Origin of the sequence: Pseudothermotoga sp. U03pept (genome assembly GCF_051235805.1) — a bacterium.
Taxonomy (GTDB): Bacteria; Thermotogota; Thermotogae; order Thermotogales; family DSM-5069; genus Pseudothermotoga_B.
This window is the reverse complement of sequence record NZ_JBPNXV010000001.1, coordinates 862,601-877,854: the sequence shown is the minus strand read 5'-3', so window position 1 is coordinate 877,854 and position 15,254 is coordinate 862,601. Positions and strand designations below refer to the sequence as shown.

Here is a 15,254-nt window from a genome sequence, read left to right as displayed (position 1 = left end):
TGATTATCGTACAAAGGTAGAGTCAAGAAGATGCTTTGTAGAAAAACTGAATGACACTTCTATACACATCCCTTCTTGGAGAAGACCGTTTCCGTGAAGCTCTATCCAGTGAAGTACAAGTTCAAAAGAGCGTATCTTTCTATTGTTATTTTTTCAATTGTCGCTGCAATGAACAGTTTCATCAAAAGAGTAAGTGTAGGTGTTTTGAGCAGTGTTATTGGCTTGGTGATAGTGATTATTCTTTACAAAGATGTGTTCAAACAACTGGTGAAGGATTTTTTGGAACTGTGGATTTTGGTTGCTCGCAGATAAACCTTCCAACATTACGACAGTCTAACATTGGGTTACTCAATGACTGAGACAAACTGACGTGGTTCAAAGCGTTAATGTTCTACTTTGAGCAAAACATACAAGTAGCCATCTTTGGTTACTCTTCTCACTTCTATTCTTCCTTTCTTCAACTTCATCTGCTTCGAGTATGATCATATGGCGTTTTCTGATACGCTGACCTTTATAATATGTCTGGATGAACCACAAAACTGTGATTCCCATCTACAATATTTGACGAGAGAAGCAGCAGTTTTGAATGAAAGTTGCCATAATTACTGCAAGATGCTGACATCTCGTTGAAACAGGGTTACACGGAAATTAGGTATTCATCACAGGCAAGATGGTTCAAATTTCTCAAGATGTTCTCACAGAGATCATCTACAAGTCCAATCAGACGAGATATACAACCTCGGCGCACAGTCGCACGTCAAAGTCCCTTTCGATAAGCCCAAGTATAGAAACAACATAACTGGGTAGAATCGAATATTCAAATCAAAGTTTTCTCAAGCTTCTTCGTTAGGGATCTTTGGTTCTGCACCAACGAAAGAATGCCTTTTTATCCAAGGAGTTGTGATAGCATAATCATAACTGGAGTGCTCGTAGCTCGAATCAGTCAGTTTCATTAACCGAATCTTGCTATCTTATTGCTTGCAGGCAACTATTCGTCCAGATATGGGTTTTCATAGCGAAACAGGACAAATCGGGTATTGATGTAAATGACTCAGCAAGGGAGTTTTTAGATGTTAGCGCAGTTGATCTTGTGAAAGCAGGACAGATTAGGGGATATAATTATGAATAAAATGTTAACCAAACTAATTGAATGGAGAAGGACTGTTTTTAAGCCAGCTTTTATTCAAATACCAAATAAAGAATGGTTGTACATGTTGAAAGAAGAAACCAGGAATTCTCTGATGATAGAAGGTATTTTCACTGATGAAGATGAACTGGATAAGGTAATGAGTGGTACATATAAATCAGGGAATGAGGTCGTGAATTATTTTAGAACAGCGAAGTTTTTCTACAGTTTGGCTTTTGAATACGCAAAGACACAGGAAAAGCTCCAGAGCCTTGCTTTGGTAAGAACATGCCACAGAATGCTGTTTGAAGGTATTATCCAAAATGAAAGCAAGCTTGGGAATTTCAGATATGGACCAATAAAAATAACTGGTGCCAAAATTAAACCACCTGAATATGATGTTTCCGATTGGGTCAAATTGTGGCTGAAGTATGTAGAGTATGCTTATCAAAATCATCCAGTGCAAGAAGCCACAGCAAGAGCACATGTGCTTTTTGAAAGTATTCATCCTTTCGAAGATGGTAATGGCAGAATAGGGCGAATCTTGATGAATACGTTCTTGATCTATTTTGGATATTTGAATATAGTAATCAAAGGTGTTGAAGATGAAGAGCGTAAGGAATATATTAAAGCATTAGAAAGTGCAGAAAGAGGAATTAGGAAATTGTTTGAAGAAGATGTTCAAGAACAATCTTTAGAGAAGATAGATGGTATGTTTTCAGGAAAAGACACTGAAGCACTTTCAAATTTGATAGGGTACAGACTGATCGAAGCTTTCGATAGGCAAATTTGTTTTGTGAATAAAGATAAGCTTGTTCGTGCAGATGAATTTGCGAAACAGATTGGAAAGAGTACAGATGCTGTAAGGAAGATGATAGAGCGCAAACAGCTCATTGCGATAAAACCAGAAGGTAGATGGTTAGTCTATCCGCAAATGTGCCCGCAGTCTCTTTAAGAATAATCTGTACTCTTGGTCCTATCTGGTGGGGTTGGTTAAGTTTTTCATGTGATGTTTGAAGTATTCATTGATGCAAAATAAACGAACTCCAATGGTAATCATAAATGTTGTTGTAAGAGTGTTACTGTACGTATATGCATTTGGTTTCCTGAAAACAGGACAAAAATTGAGGCGAAAACACAAATATTAGATTAACAAAACTGATTGAATAGCACAGATGGATCTTTCAAGTACCCATCTGACTGAATATGTCAATGACAGACTTGAACGAATTTTAATGAACTCTTGCTCGATCTGCTGTGGCGAACATGACAATCTAAGGGATAGAAGATAAGGATCAGATTGAGTATATCAGTTTATTTGGAAAGGGTGGAAAAATGAACCAGAGCTATCTTGAAGGAGTCACCACGAGAACCTTCTACAGAAAAGTAGGTAATATGTTTTCAAAACTGGTAATCTGTACGAGCAAGGTATGGTATATGGACTAATAGATGATGATTTGACACTTAGAAAGTTGGTGAAAGTGGTTGAAAGTACTCATCCTTACCTATTTCTTTCCATACAAGAGTAATCCATACAGGGGCATATTCATCACAAAACGTTTGGAAAAATACGCAGAGTTGGGTATGAAATACACCGCCGTTTCGGTTGGTTTTTTGGAAGACTCTTTTCTGCGAATTTTTAGAAGATTGCTGGGTAAACCGTCGATGCAACCTTTGGAAAAATATTTGGGTGCAGAATATACTGTGGTTAAATGCAATATCTCTGGTATTGCCTGGTTACTGTGGCAGATTTCGAGAAGAATTACTAGAGCACTTGAGAATGACGTAGCAAAGTGGTATGGCGAACACTTGGCAAGATGTATTGAGAATAGCATTGATGTTGCATCGTATGATTTGATACACGCACATGGGATGTTCACCCCAGCAGCCGGTCAGGTTGCAGCAATTTTAGCACAAAAATATGGCAAGCCCTATGTGATTACTGTGCATGGCAGCGATGTTAATTCAATAATGAGTAAAAGACCATGGTATCTCAAAATTCTCGAGTCAGCCAATGCAGTCTTGTTTGTAAGTAACGCACTTTTTGATAAAGCAAAATCGTATGGTTATTCTGGTAGAAACGGGGTAGTTATTCCAAATGGATACGACTCTAATATCTTCAGACCACTGGACAAAGAACTGATTCGAAAAGAACTAAAACTCTGCACAGATAAATGCAGATATATAGGTTTTGTTGGAGGATTACAATATGTCAAACGAGCAGACAAATTGATTGAGATTTTTGAAAGAATAGCAAGAAATGCTGACAATGTAAGATTCATAGTTGTAGGAGATGGAGAACTGAGAAAAGATATTCAGAAGGAAGCTGTTCAGAAAAAACTTAACGTTTCCTTCACTGGAAGAGTCCCTCAACATGTTGTGGCAAAGTACATGAACGCCATGGATGTAATGATTTTGCCAAGTAGAGATGAAGGCTTTGGGTGTGTAGCGTTAGAAGCTCAAGCATGTGGAACATGTGTTATAGGTAGTAACAATGGGGGCATCCCAGAAGCAATAGGGTTTAAAGAGTATGTAGTTGAAGAGGGGGAAGATTTTGAAGAAAGGTTTACTCAGAAGGTAGCAGAAGTTTTGGAAAATGGTTATGACAAGAATCTCTTGATTGAACGTGTCAGAAATTACACCTGGCAGAAAATAGTTAACTTGGAAAAGCAGATTTACATGCAGGTAACTGGAGAAACGAAATAACACCGATAGGAATGTTTCAGCTGCTATTATCGCGAAAAACTCGTTGCTGTAAAGGAATTGGTCACTCTTGGCGTAATCGTGTCCAAGCATATGGGATGAAATGCGAATTTCGGTCTTCAGGCGGTGGCAACAAGATGTGAAGTCGAATTTTGAATCCTGGAAACGCACTTATCGATCGTAAAATAAAACTATATGGCAAATGACGTAGGAGGCAAATCCATGAAAATCTTGGTAGTCGGTTACATGCATCGTAAGAATGATAAACGTGTATACAGAACAGTGAAAGCACTTTCCAAATATGCCAAAGTCATATACCAGTACATGACAGATACGAAAGAGAGTGAATACGAAGAAGGAAATATACGTTATCTTCCAATTGAGTGGCGCGAAGATATCAACACAAATGCTTTGCTAAAATTTTGGAAGAGAAGAAAGCTCGATAAGATAATAATGGATTTGATTCAAAGAACGGATTTTGATATTCTTTACATGCACCACTTTCTTCCGTCAAAACCTCTTGAACCATTTCGATATGCAAAAAGAATGGGTAAAAAGATTGTATTCGATATTCATGAATATCATCCAGAGAACTTTCTTTCGAATCTTAAAGCACTGTTGTATGAATTGAAGACATCTGTTATGAAGAAGATTTTCGAAAAGCAGATCGAGTTGGCTGATAAACTTATCTTTGTTTCACCAGAACAGATGAGATATTCACTTGGTGAAAAGAGAAAAGAAGCTTTAGTTGTTCCAAATTATGCGAATATGTCTGTTAGAAGTGATGAAAAGAGAGAAGAAATTGTCTTTGTTGGAAAATCTGCCAGAGCAGTTGAAGATGAATTATTGATAATTGAAGAACTCACTAAGAGGGGATTTACCTTCAAAATAATAGGTATGGATTCAGCATTGTTCAAAGATCTTAAGCATGTTCATATGGGTTTTCTTCCGTACGGTGAGATGATGATGGAATTAGCAACTGCAAGATTTTCGCTTATTTCCTACATCCCATCTGGTTCGGAGCCGTTGAACTATGCTTTCTCGCTTCCCAATAAATTCTACGACTCCATCGCAGCGGGAACACCCGTGATTGTAAAAGATACTTTCGTTTCGATGGCAAGAATAGTGCAAGAGCTCGGTATAGGTGTCGTGATCAATACGGAAGATATCAATGGTTCTGTGCGAAAAATTCTCAAGGCGTACGAAAGCTACGATAAACTGATTCAAAATGTTGACAAGTACAAAGATAGATTCGTCTGGGACGAAAAAAAGGAAAAGGAATTTGTTGATTTTGTGCTCGATCGCAAGACGAGTTAAAGTTGAAGCTTTAGAATTTTTCAGGGGAGGAATCTCTCGAGAGAGCCTTCCTGGAACTAAATAGTCATTAGAAAATGCATTCTGTCGATGATTATCCATAGAAGTACATCATGGGCTAACTCATAGAACGATGCTGCGTAGAGAAGAGAATCGTCGACAAAGATCTATAACAAATCTCGCTCCTGTGTCAGTGAAAATAGGAAGGCTGTCTCTCTGCGCCATCGAAGCTCCACAGAAGAAAACCCTTTTCGTGAAGGTTTTTAGTTCATCAAAGTACGACTGACCTTTTCAGGAAGAAGAGAGTTCATACTTTGGCTCGAATTGCACACCCAGAGAGTCTGAATCAGCTAAAGTCGATGCAGAGTTGTTTCAGGAAAAAGAGAGATCAGAGTCTCAAATCAGTCACGTTTGTTGAAAGTCATCTTGCATTAAGATCTCGAACGTGCGAAACACAGCAGTTATGATTTCAGCGGCGATTGTGTAGTTGTGTGCAAGTTTTGAAAGCTTGCTACACTATCGGATGTAGCATATCCAATTCTAAGTGCAAACAATGTTCTGAACTAAGAGAATATCACTCGTTCATCTTCAACAATGCAAACAAATCGTTCACCGTTTCTAAAACCCTCACGGGTGAGGTGAGCTGATCTTTGTACTCTTCTATCAATCTATAGGGGTCTCTCAGACCGGTCTTGACCAAGTAGGTTTCTACCTGTCCCATCATGCCGACTAAAAGGTCAGTTTCTGAATCACCAACCGTGGTTATCTTCTCGTCGCAATCGGAAAGGGTACTGATGTTTTCCAAGACCCAGCGGTACTTCACTAATCTGTCGGCAGGCTGGAGCACTACGGTTTTTTCGATCAGAAAATCCAGTCCTCTTCTTTTAAATTCGCTGTACAAGTTTGGAGCATTTTGGCGAACCGTCAGGATGAGAAAGCGATGCAGACTTTTTAGCGTGGTAACATTTACTATGAGCTCGTCAAGTTTCAAAAATTCAGGATTTTCTAAGTTCTTTCTCTTGTATTCTTGATAGAGTACTATCTGTGTTTCATCAATGTGTGGGTAAAACGATCTGACAATTTTCTCGTCTTTGACGAGGTCCCGCTTGAGGGAAACAAAGGTGGAGATATCCAAACCTTCTATCTTCCACCAGCTGTTGAATACCGCATAGTACCTTTTCCAGACACCCAAAAGCGTTCCATCAAGGTCAAATATGCCCATCTCCGCCTACAGCTCCTCAAATATCTCTTCAAAGTAGCGATACATGATTCTCTTCTTCCTATCGCTCTGGTATTTGTTGGGATCATACTTGTAACCTAAAAGTTCCAAGATCAGCAGTTCAACAATATTGGCTCCAGACTCCACAGTCAAGGGTAATCCACCCGAAGCAAATCTCAAATTTATGTCTGTGAATACAACTTCGCTTTCGGGAGTGTGAAAAAACTGAAAGTTAGCGGGACCATTGATTTTGTACGCTGAGCTGATTCTTTCGATTTGGTTTTTCACATCTACTGCAAAATCGTTTTGAGTTATTACAGCCGCTCCGCCAAGTGTCTTCAGCCTGATTCTTTGATTGTACGTGACTAATTTCCCTTCGGAATTGAAAAATGCATCGACTGTGTATTCGCTTCCAGTTATGTATTCCACAAAAAGAGCGTCTCTGTTCTCTTTCTGGAACTGAAGAAACTCATCTCTATTACTGATTTTCACAAAGCCCTTGCTACCACTTCCAATCTTCGGCTTACCAACTATTGGAAACGAGGTGATCTCTTCTGATTTTTCAAAGATCTTGGGAGTCCTGACTCCGATTTTTGACAATGCTTGATAGGCATTGCTCTTGTCATCGAGAACTTGAAACGTCCTACTGGGTGAGATCATGAAGCGAATCTTCGTTTCTCTTCTAAGTTCCTTTTCTCTTTTTGCAACGACCCTGCATTCTTCAGAATGTACAGGTATGTAGATATCTATGTCCGTGTCATTCAACAGATCTATCAGGTCTTCCAAGAAACCATCTTTGTCTGAGGCTTTTCTCACGTTGAACAGCCTATCAACGAAGAATTTCGTTGGTATGTTCTCAGTGGTGTCAAACCCAAAAAATCTCAACACGCTCAAAACCTGGAATGTTGAGTTTCCTTATCAACTTGGAAAGATAGACACCTGTTAATCCACCACATGAACCTATCAAAATCCTCAGCGTCTTCTGCATGCTGTTGATCCTCCAAAATAATTATATAATAGTGCACGAAATCTTCGACTTAACACTCCACGTGCCTGTCCTAATTCATTTCAATATGAGCCCTCTTCTCTTACCGAAATCACTTAAGTCAATATCGCCTACGTGGAGACAGAACGTGGAAAAAATCTTGGTGTTGTCTTCGCTGGTAAAGTATCATGAATGTGCTTCTGGAAAAGTCGAAACATGATCACTTTTTCGATGTTTGTATGCAGTACAAGCAGCACGAAGCGAAAGTTGACAGCATACTTTGAGTATGAGGATTTCGGATTGCGAATTTTGTGATATCATCAATGCGAGGTTGGATTATGAGCAAGAACGTAGAATTCCTGAAAGAGAAAAGTAGTAGGTTCTACTCCAACAGTCTTTACCTTTTTCAAAAGGGGGATTACGATCTTTGTGCCTTCAACTTGGAGCAATCCTGCCAGCTCTTGATCAAGTATTTGATCGCCAAACGAGTTGGAGAATGGCCGAAAACTCACTATCTGGAGATTCTTATGAAGAGCCTGAGTGAGGCTTACGATAGAGTTGAGATTTACAATTATTACCTTGAGAACGAATTGTTTTTCAGTGACCTGTCTGATGCTTACTTCACGAGTAGGTATTTTCCGAAACCTTTCACAAAGAGCCTAAGCGAGACGTTGATGAGAGAGTACAAAAAGTTTATAAGCTTTCTGGAGGCCACTTTGGATGAAAAGCTTGACTTCGATAAGTAAAGAAATTTGGGAAGCGAGGAAAAAGTACTTCGAAGACTACCTTCGCTGGGGCAAGAGCATCAAAAAGATCGCAAGCGAAATGCTTGGTGAGGATGTAAGGGTGATCATCTTTGGCTCGACAGTCAGAGGCGATTGGACGCCGAGCAGCGACATAGATATCTTGATCGTCTCTGAAAAGCTGTCTTCGAACTGGGAAGAGAACAGGTGGATCAGAACACAGATCAAGAGATCGATTGGTCCTTTGTCGCCGTTTCAGTTCCACCTGGCCAACGTTGAAGAGTATCAGTCCTGGTGGAAAGATTTTATAAAGAATGAGTGTGTTGAAGTTTGAGTTGGTGTTCCGTGTTGGCCAAACGAATCTTTCGTAGTGAAATACACTTACAGACGCGCAGATTCGCTCCTCTTGGCTAAAAGATCTCCATTGATTGTACTGCGTTCGTGCATGACAATTCCTTTTCATTAGGTGCCGCATCTTGGTTTAATCATACACAACTTCTTACAGTAACACTGCTGAGCGAGATCGCACAACAATACACAGTCATTGATCTCTCAACTGAGATGGTCTCACAACATAGCCTGTGAGGAAGGTTTTGCAACAAACATCTACTTCAGCAACGATCCCAATGCACTCGGAATTGTCCGAAGTATCACTTCATCTTCTCAAGCTCTTCTTGTGCAGTTTTGACTGCGTTGGCGTGCGCTCCTACGAGTAGTGGATGTGGCTCCATCTGGATGACCTTTTGGAACATCTCTTTTGCCTTCTGTTTGTTGTTTGTCTTCAAGTACAAAAGACCCAGCTCGAGGTAGATGTTTGAATAATTCGGTGTCAATTCTAAAGCTTGAAAGAGCAGTTGTTCAGATTTCTTGTAATCGTACAGTGGCCATGGGACATCTCTGTACCTCATGCCTGAGGCTATCAAAGCAAATGTCTTGTAGAGCCTTTCTTTCTCATCGTTTTCGTTCAAAAGCGTTATCGCCTTGTTTATGTACTTGTCGAAATCTCCAAGCATGAACAAGCTCTGAATGATGCCTTTGTACTGGGCAAGCCTTCCTATAGAAGCACCTGCGATGTAATGTGCTCTGCCGTTCTGGCTGTCTAACTTTACTGCAGCCTCTGCGTATTTTCTTGCTTGTTCAAGCGTCTTTTCTTTCAATTCTTTTGCAACACCCCAATCTCCATATTCAAGATAGCAGTCGGCAAGAATCGTGAGCAAAACGCTGTTTTCGTTCAGATCGCTCTGCGATTCGAGTCTTTGAATCACCTGCAAGATCTTTTCCGTACTTCTGTCAGATCGTGCTTGGTAGAAAAGTGCATCGAACTCTTCAAACGCTAAACTGATAACTGAAAGACACGCCAAAACCAGCAAGAAGATCTTTCTCACAAAACCCCCTCCTTTTTCGATTTTCCTCTTGAATATCACGGAATCATTGCCAGAAAGCACATCCCATTTATGGGATCTGCTGTTCATTGCTCAGTGATATGTTAGCACATTAGTAAGATGATATATGCTTGACAAAATCAGAGAGAATTAGGCAGGTACTCGAAGAAACTAAGCAAAGAAGACAGAATCAAATTCAAGTAGTGTACGAGCTGAAAGTGAATGTGAGCTTCTTTGTGCCTCAATACGCACGACGAAAACCAGCAGCAACTGTGGAAACACACGAGAAATAAGACTGCCAGAAAGAGAGTATGAATATCCTGGTTGTTGGTACAGAATGAACAGGGATTTGAACTCAACGATTAATATGTTAAGGTTTGTAGGTTAAACCCGTGGAGTGGAAGACCGCTGCTAAAGTGTTTGGGAATAATCCCAATATCTTGGTAAGTTTCCTACGATGAAGCGGGAAGATCATCCTCTTCAGGGGATGAGAGGAGTAAGCCACCAACTCTTCAACCACAGTCACCGCAGCGTTGAAGATTGCACCGTGTGATACCAAAAGAAAAAGCCCCCAACTGGGGGCTGACTTCAACAGATGTACATATCAAAAAACTCATCTTCGAGTAAGTTCGTTTCACAGTTTCCACTCTTACGGACTACATCTTTCAGAAAGGTAAAAGGCTTACCATCATGCCAGGGAGCGTATTCACCTTTCAACATGGATTTCAATTTGAACGACAAGACCCTTTTCAGGTGACTTGCAAAATTACCCTTTTCAGGCTGCCAAGTGTGGTATGCATAGATGAAAAGATAGCAGGCAGTTTGGTAGAGATCTTGATAGCTGTCGATCTTGGGAAAGTGTTTGTTCCAAAACTCTTTGCACACGCTCTTCAAGATCGGGTTGTACTGCTTGAAGAGCTCTTCACACAAAGAGGAGGGACGAGCCCTCCTCAAGCTGCCTGCTTTTTCCATAGTGTGTTGTTCAGAAACTCTACCAAATTGTCTATCATGAAGTCGAGCACGTAGTCAAGTACAACATCGGGAATAGGCAGCCTAATGTTGAAATCACTCAAGAAATCGAAAACCATCCTCTTGACTTCTTCCTTTTTCTTAGCTCCGTCCTTTGGCCTTTCTACCAGAAAAACACCCAACGAAACTATTCTGCCTATGATGTAGAAAGCTTCAAACGGGTTCACAGTATCACTTCCTAAAGAAGATTGAAGAACTCGTTGGTGGTGGTTTCAACTATTGCAGCTCTGTCCTTTACATAACCGCTTGGTATAGCACCCAAGGTGATGAGTTGATCCATTGCCTGTGAGACCTCTTCGCTGGTTAGATCTTCCTTAGGCGCTTGAACGGTGATTCTCCTTCTTTTACCATCCGCAGGGTTTACAAAGTCGAGAAACAATCTCTTCATGATCTAACCTCCTTTCATCAATAGAGTTGTGTTGTGGTGATCAAATAGGCTTCCTGAAGTGTGTAGTCTGTCAAAGAGTCGATGATCTGGGCAATCTGTAACGCCGCTTGTGAAGTGATAGAGTCCTCCACATCGATCAGGTTTCTGCGCAGCACAGGTCTGCCGGCTTCAGAAAGCTCTCCGGTGTTGTAAACAATCCTCAGCTGTTTCACACCAACACCTCCCTCTTTTTCTTGGGAGTACCCGGGTACTTGTCCCACTATATAGTATACGATAGTATACTATTACAAGAATGTTGGAAAGACAGTCCTACAAAGAAAAAGATGGCAAAAACTCTACTGAACTGGCTCTAAAGCTGTGAATTGGAACTTAGACATGGCTAAGTGGTTGTTGAAGGTAAAAATATCTTTCTGATGCGAGTTTCTTGCTTTTGTGAGAGTATACAAAAATATCTTGCAACACAACACGTGAAGATTGTCTTTGTTTAGTCAGTGCCATCAAAAAACAGATTTAGGACCATTCTAAAAAAAGAAAGATTCCATATTGTTTGTCTGAAAACTCACCCTGACACAAAAATTGGGCAGGGTAAAGTCAACTTCTTGCAATCTAAAGTTATAATAAAAATGAGAGTTCAATCAAATCTGTGTGGGGTTGCTTTGTAAGATTTCTTAGTCAATTTCAGAGATATTCTTGGCTGTCTTAAGCCAGATATCGGTAAGAGCAAAGTAATATTAAGGGGGGTCTTTTGTGAAGGTAAGATGCCCTAACTGCGGTTTCGAGGATGAAGGTAAATTCTGCAGCAACTGTGGTGCACCACTGCCAGAACCACCAAAAAACCCATCTTCGAGAGAGAAAGAGATCAATGAAAATCTTCTTTATATGGATAAATGTCCTGTGTGCAAGGAATTGAAGCTTTATCCTGTTGAAAAAAAGACAGTTTTTGGACTTCTGACGATCAGACAGATCAAATGCGCTTACTGTGGAGCAGTCTTTGTGGAGAAACGGGGCAAATATGAACTGGCTGAGGTTCAAGATACTTCCAACCTTGTTTGGAAAGAGTACGGTCACAAAGTCTTGAGTGCGAGAGAATGGAAGAGGATCGCCGATGGGGGAGTCTCAGACGAGAAACAACAAAAGATTGACAGGCAAAGGTGGCTGGACGAACTGCGAAAAGGAAAGATCCAAATCCAGTTTCAGATCAAGGAAAAGCCACCGCTATTCTTGAAAAAAGATGAAAGATTGGTCTTGAGTCTGCAGAACATCTCATTCTTAGAGTCGAGAACTGTGACAGAGTCATACGGTGGTTATGTTGGTCCCAGCTTTCGAATAGCCAAAGATCTCAGTATCAACCTTGGTGAGTTCGACGCAACGAGTGCTTCAACAGAAGAACTCCAAACGATTGATAGTGGGCTGTTGGCAATCACAGATAAAAGGATCGTTTTCTTTGGCAAAAAGAGAACTTTGAACATTGAGCTTTCGAAGATTATTTCAATGCAAGCGTACAAGGACGCAATTGGTCTGGGCGTTGAAAATGTTAAGAAGACTCAATACTTCAGCGGTGTGGACAAATCGGGAGCGCAACTCAATGTGACTGTAGAAGAAAGAAGTTACACAGAGAATCTTTCTGGTGAGACCTTGATGTACATCATTGAAGGGTTGCTGAATCGATTGAAAGAAGAACGGTAAACTTTCTTGCTTACAGACCAAACAAAAGATAAGCCTTTCTCTTTTCAAAGTCTCTGCGTGCTTTTCATTATCAACAAGATTTTATTTCACCTGGTCAATGAGTCCGATGTAGAATCTCAACAAATTACTTTGCAACTGGGGGGGTTGAGAGTGAAGATCTCAGTGACTGGTGCTGGAAGTGCGGTGTTCTCGATGAATATAGTCAACGACCTTTGCAAAATCTCTACACTTCAAGGAACGACGGTTGCTTTGATGGACGTGGATGAAGAAAGATTGGATGCAGTTCATGCTCTGGCAGGAAGGTACGTTCAAGAACTTGGTGCGAGGCTGTCTTTTGAAAAAACAACACGGCTTGAACAAGCCTTAGATGGGGCTGATTTTGTCATCAACACCGCACAGGTGGGTGGAAGTGCTTATTTGGAGCAGGTCAGAAAGATTTCAGAAAAGTACGGCTACTACAGAGGCATAGACGCACAGGAACTGAACATGGTCTCGAATTATTACACTTTGAGCAATTTCAACTAGTTGAAGTTCTTCGTTGATCTGGCGCGTTCCATGGAAAGACTCTGTCCACGTGCGTATCTGCTTTTAGTAGCAAACCCTGTTTTCGAAGGGGTAAACCTTATATCGCGGTGTAGCAACACCAAGGTTGTAGGCTTCTGTCATGGTTATCGCGGTGTTTTCGATTTGGCACAAAAGCTTGGGTTAGATGCTGAGAAACTCGATTGGCAGGTGGCAGGGTTCAACCATGCTATATGGCTCAACAGGTTTATATATGATGGCAAAAACGCCTATGAGGTTTTAGATGATTGGATTGAAAAGCATTCATGCGAAGTGAAACCAACCAATCCATTTGATTTACAGTTATCCCCTGCTGCCATTGAGATGTACAAATTCTACGGCTTAATGCCCATCGGCGACACTCCAAGGAACACACCGTGGGTTTACCATTTCGATCTTCAGACCAAAAAACGCTGGTATGGAGAACCATGGGGTGGACCAGATTCAGAAGTTGGAAGAGATTGGTTCTACAGAGAACTTGGAACTGCTGTTGATATGATAAAAAGTTTTGCCAAGGACAGTTCTCTTAAATTCAAGGACTTGAAGAAGATTTTAAACACACCACTTTCTCGTGATATTCCTTCTTTCAGACGCTGAGCATCTGTTAGACCTGCTTTTGGAAGACAAAGATGTTAAATATCCTTGTGATTTGTATGGGAATGGCAACTCTGCTGAGAGGATCGTTGGAATAGTCTCATCGTTCAACTTTTGATGTCTCTCATTGACCTTTAGACCTGAGCTTTTCTATTTCTTTTTTGATCTCTTCGAAGATCTCATGATTATGCACTCTTTCTTCACTTGAGAAGATTACGAAGACTTTGGCATTGAATTTTTTCTCAAACTCTTCGTGCGCTTTGCTATGCTGTTCATTCCATTTGTGTAGCTTGCTTGTAGGACAAGGGCTTTATCTGAAGACCAGTGTATTTTCTTGAGACTTCTATATCATCTGGGGCAAGTGGTTCCGTTGGTGAGAAAAAAGAAATCTTGATTTTTCAAAGGGATGAAACAGCTCAAAGAGAAAGAATTGCGAGACAATTCTTGAAAGGAAGAAGATAGCTGTAGTATAATTTCACTAAACCCAAGTGGGAGGGATTGGTATGAAAAAATTAGTGGTTTTGCTCTGTTTGGCTCTTCTATCGATAGGTTTTGCCAGCAAACTCAACGTCTCTACCTGGGGTTTCAACCTCGATCTCTTGGACAAAAATATCAGCAAGCCGTTCTTAGAGAAATACGGCATCGAGATCGTTCGAGAGGTTGGAAACAACTCAGTCAGATTGACAAAATTGATCTCTCAGAAAGACAACCCTGTGATCGATGTTGTTCACTTCGCAGATTATTTTGCTGCTCTTGCGGTGAAAAATGGTATACTGCAACCTATCGATGTGACAAAGCTCAGCAACTACAACGACATTTACGATTTTGCAAAAGACCCGATCAAGGGTAATTATGGCGTTGGCTATACCGTGTACAGCCTTGGGATCGTCTACCGCACAGACAAGATCAAAAGGCCTGTTACTTCTTGGAAAGACTTCTGGGCAAAAGACGTGGCGAACCACATAAGTCTCCCAGACATTACCACCACGCAAGGACCTGTAATGATGATGCACTTCAACAAGATCTTCGGAGCAGACCCATATGATCCTGAACTGAAGGTTGCTTACGAGAAAGTGCGTGAACTCTCAAAGAACGTCGTCACATTCTACAAGACCTCTTCGGAACTCATAAATCTTTTCAAGATGGGTGAGGTCTGGATGGCACCTGTGACCAGGTTCTCGTGGGGGCAGTTTCTTGACACAGGCTTGCCGCTGGCTTGGGTAATTCCAGAAGACGGAATGCTTGGTTTCTTGAATGTAATAAGTATTGTGAAGGGTACCAAGAACTTGGATGCAGCTTACAAGTACATCGATTTTCTGATCAGTGAGCAAGTGCAGTACAATGAGGCGATGGATCTTGTTGATTCACCTGTGAACACAAAAGTAGTAGTACCACCCGAAATAGCAGAGAAACTGACGTATGGTATCGAGCATATTAAATCCTTAGTATTTTACGATACAAACTTCATCGTTGAAAACTACGACAAGTGGATTGATAAATGGAACAAGTTGATAGCCCAGTGAT

Annotated in this window: 18 protein-coding genes and 1 pseudogene; 11 read left to right on the top strand and 8 right to left on the bottom strand. The window is 40.8% G+C overall.

Going from position 1 to position 15,254, the window contains the following annotated elements:
* Window positions 1-93 precede the first annotated feature (93 nt).
* The 5 genes from ACSFC1_RS04340 to ACSFC1_RS04320 all read left to right on the top strand — a co-directional run bounded on the left by ACSFC1_RS04340 (window position 94) and on the right by ACSFC1_RS04320 (window position 5,146).
* Window positions 94-312, top strand: a complete 219-nt coding sequence (locus ACSFC1_RS04340) for a hypothetical protein (RefSeq protein ID WP_435564896.1) — start codon at window positions 94-96, stop codon at window positions 310-312.
* 342 nt (window positions 313-654) lie between these two features.
* Window positions 655-807 carry a GDP-mannose 4,6-dehydratase gene (locus tag ACSFC1_RS04335; RefSeq protein ID WP_435565979.1) on the top strand — a complete coding sequence of 51 codons (153 nt, stop codon included), beginning with the start codon at window positions 655-657 and terminating at the stop codon, window positions 805-807.
* Window positions 808-1,121: 314 nt separating this feature from the next.
* Entirely contained in the window at window positions 1,122-2,081 is a 960-nt protein-coding gene (locus tag ACSFC1_RS04330; RefSeq protein ID WP_435564895.1) for a Fic family protein, read from the top strand.
* 710 nt (window positions 2,082-2,791) lie between these two features.
* Window positions 2,792-3,832 (top strand): glycosyltransferase, encoded by a 1,041-nt coding sequence (locus ACSFC1_RS04325; protein WP_435564894.1) that lies wholly within the window; start codon window positions 2,792-2,794, stop codon window positions 3,830-3,832.
* A 219-nt stretch (window positions 3,833-4,051) separates the two neighbouring features.
* Window positions 4,052-5,146: a glycosyl transferase family 1 gene (locus tag ACSFC1_RS04320; RefSeq protein WP_435564893.1), complete on the top strand. Its 1,095-nt coding sequence runs from the start codon at window positions 4,052-4,054 to the stop codon at window positions 5,144-5,146.
* Between the two features lie 571 nt (window positions 5,147-5,717).
* On the opposite strand, the gene ACSFC1_RS04315 is transcribed toward ACSFC1_RS04320, so the two are convergent.
* From ACSFC1_RS04315 to ACSFC1_RS04305, 3 genes are read right to left on the bottom strand one after another with little or no spacing between them, the layout of a single operon-like run.
* Window positions 5,718-6,365, bottom strand: coding sequence for an HAD family hydrolase (locus ACSFC1_RS04315; RefSeq protein ID WP_435564892.1), 648 nt, complete (start codon window positions 6,363-6,365; stop codon window positions 5,718-5,720).
* A gap of 6 nt (window positions 6,366-6,371) precedes the next feature.
* On the bottom strand, window positions 6,372-7,250 hold the full coding sequence (locus tag ACSFC1_RS04310; RefSeq protein ID WP_435564891.1) for an ATP-grasp domain-containing protein: 879 nt from the start codon (window positions 7,248-7,250) through the stop codon (window positions 6,372-6,374).
* Window positions 7,228-7,350 (bottom strand): hypothetical protein, encoded by a 123-nt coding sequence (locus tag ACSFC1_RS04305; RefSeq protein ID WP_435564890.1) that lies wholly within the window; start codon window positions 7,348-7,350, stop codon window positions 7,228-7,230. Before ACSFC1_RS04305 ends, ACSFC1_RS04310 begins: the two co-directional genes overlap by 23 nt.
* A gap of 335 nt (window positions 7,351-7,685) precedes the next feature.
* Here ACSFC1_RS04305 and ACSFC1_RS04300 point away from each other — a divergent pair, with 335 nt between their 5' ends.
* Window positions 7,686-8,093 (top strand): HEPN domain-containing protein, encoded by a 408-nt coding sequence (locus tag ACSFC1_RS04300; RefSeq protein WP_435564889.1) that lies wholly within the window; start codon window positions 7,686-7,688, stop codon window positions 8,091-8,093.
* Window positions 8,068-8,424, top strand: coding sequence for a nucleotidyltransferase domain-containing protein (locus ACSFC1_RS04295; RefSeq protein WP_435564888.1), 357 nt, complete (start codon window positions 8,068-8,070; stop codon window positions 8,422-8,424). Before ACSFC1_RS04300 ends, ACSFC1_RS04295 begins: the two co-directional genes overlap by 26 nt.
* A gap of 316 nt (window positions 8,425-8,740) precedes the next feature.
* Here ACSFC1_RS04295 and ACSFC1_RS04290 read toward each other — a convergent pair whose 3' ends face one another.
* The gene (locus tag ACSFC1_RS04290) at window positions 8,741-9,475 is read right to left on the bottom strand and encodes a tetratricopeptide repeat protein (protein WP_435564887.1); all 735 of its coding nucleotides are present in this window, start codon (window positions 9,473-9,475) and stop codon (window positions 8,741-8,743) included.
* A gap of 241 nt (window positions 9,476-9,716) precedes the next feature.
* Between ACSFC1_RS04290 and ACSFC1_RS04285 the strand changes: the two genes are divergently transcribed.
* Window positions 9,717-9,860: a zinc ribbon domain-containing protein gene (locus ACSFC1_RS04285; protein WP_435565978.1), complete on the top strand. Its 144-nt coding sequence runs from the start codon at window positions 9,717-9,719 to the stop codon at window positions 9,858-9,860.
* A 200-nt stretch (window positions 9,861-10,060) separates the two neighbouring features.
* On the opposite strand, the gene ACSFC1_RS04280 is transcribed toward ACSFC1_RS04285, so the two are convergent.
* The 4 genes from ACSFC1_RS04280 to ACSFC1_RS04265 are packed head-to-tail and all read right to left on the bottom strand — an operon-like array spanning window position 10,061 to window position 11,101.
* A complete protein-coding gene (locus tag ACSFC1_RS04280) occupies window positions 10,061-10,402 on the bottom strand; it encodes a sigma factor (RefSeq protein WP_435564886.1) in 342 nt (113 codons plus the stop codon).
* Between the two features lie 20 nt (window positions 10,403-10,422).
* Window positions 10,423-10,668 carry a hypothetical protein gene (locus ACSFC1_RS04275; protein WP_435564885.1) on the bottom strand — a complete coding sequence of 82 codons (246 nt, stop codon included), beginning with the start codon at window positions 10,666-10,668 and terminating at the stop codon, window positions 10,423-10,425.
* Window positions 10,669-10,679: 11 nt separating this feature from the next.
* Complete coding sequence (locus ACSFC1_RS04270; protein WP_435564884.1) at window positions 10,680-10,889, bottom strand: DUF2922 domain-containing protein; 210 nt, start codon at window positions 10,887-10,889, stop codon at window positions 10,680-10,682.
* 17 nt (window positions 10,890-10,906) lie between these two features.
* Window positions 10,907-11,101 (bottom strand): hypothetical protein, encoded by a 195-nt coding sequence (locus ACSFC1_RS04265; RefSeq protein WP_435564883.1) that lies wholly within the window; start codon window positions 11,099-11,101, stop codon window positions 10,907-10,909.
* Window positions 11,102-11,636: 535 nt separating this feature from the next.
* Between ACSFC1_RS04265 and ACSFC1_RS04260 the strand changes: the two genes are divergently transcribed.
* The 3 genes and pseudogenes from ACSFC1_RS04260 (at window position 11,637) to ACSFC1_RS04250 (ending at window position 15,253) form a co-directional block, all read left to right on the top strand.
* Window positions 11,637-12,575, top strand: coding sequence for a zinc ribbon domain-containing protein (locus tag ACSFC1_RS04260; protein ID WP_435564882.1), 939 nt, complete (start codon window positions 11,637-11,639; stop codon window positions 12,573-12,575).
* Window positions 12,576-12,767: 192 nt separating this feature from the next.
* Window positions 12,768-13,706, top strand: a pseudogene (locus ACSFC1_RS04255) (alpha-glucosidase AglA); the annotation flags it as partial.
* Window positions 13,707-14,233: 527 nt separating this feature from the next.
* Window positions 14,234-15,253, top strand: coding sequence for an ABC transporter substrate-binding protein (locus ACSFC1_RS04250; protein WP_435564881.1), 1,020 nt, complete (start codon window positions 14,234-14,236; stop codon window positions 15,251-15,253).
* Window position 15,254: the final 1 nt, after the last annotated feature.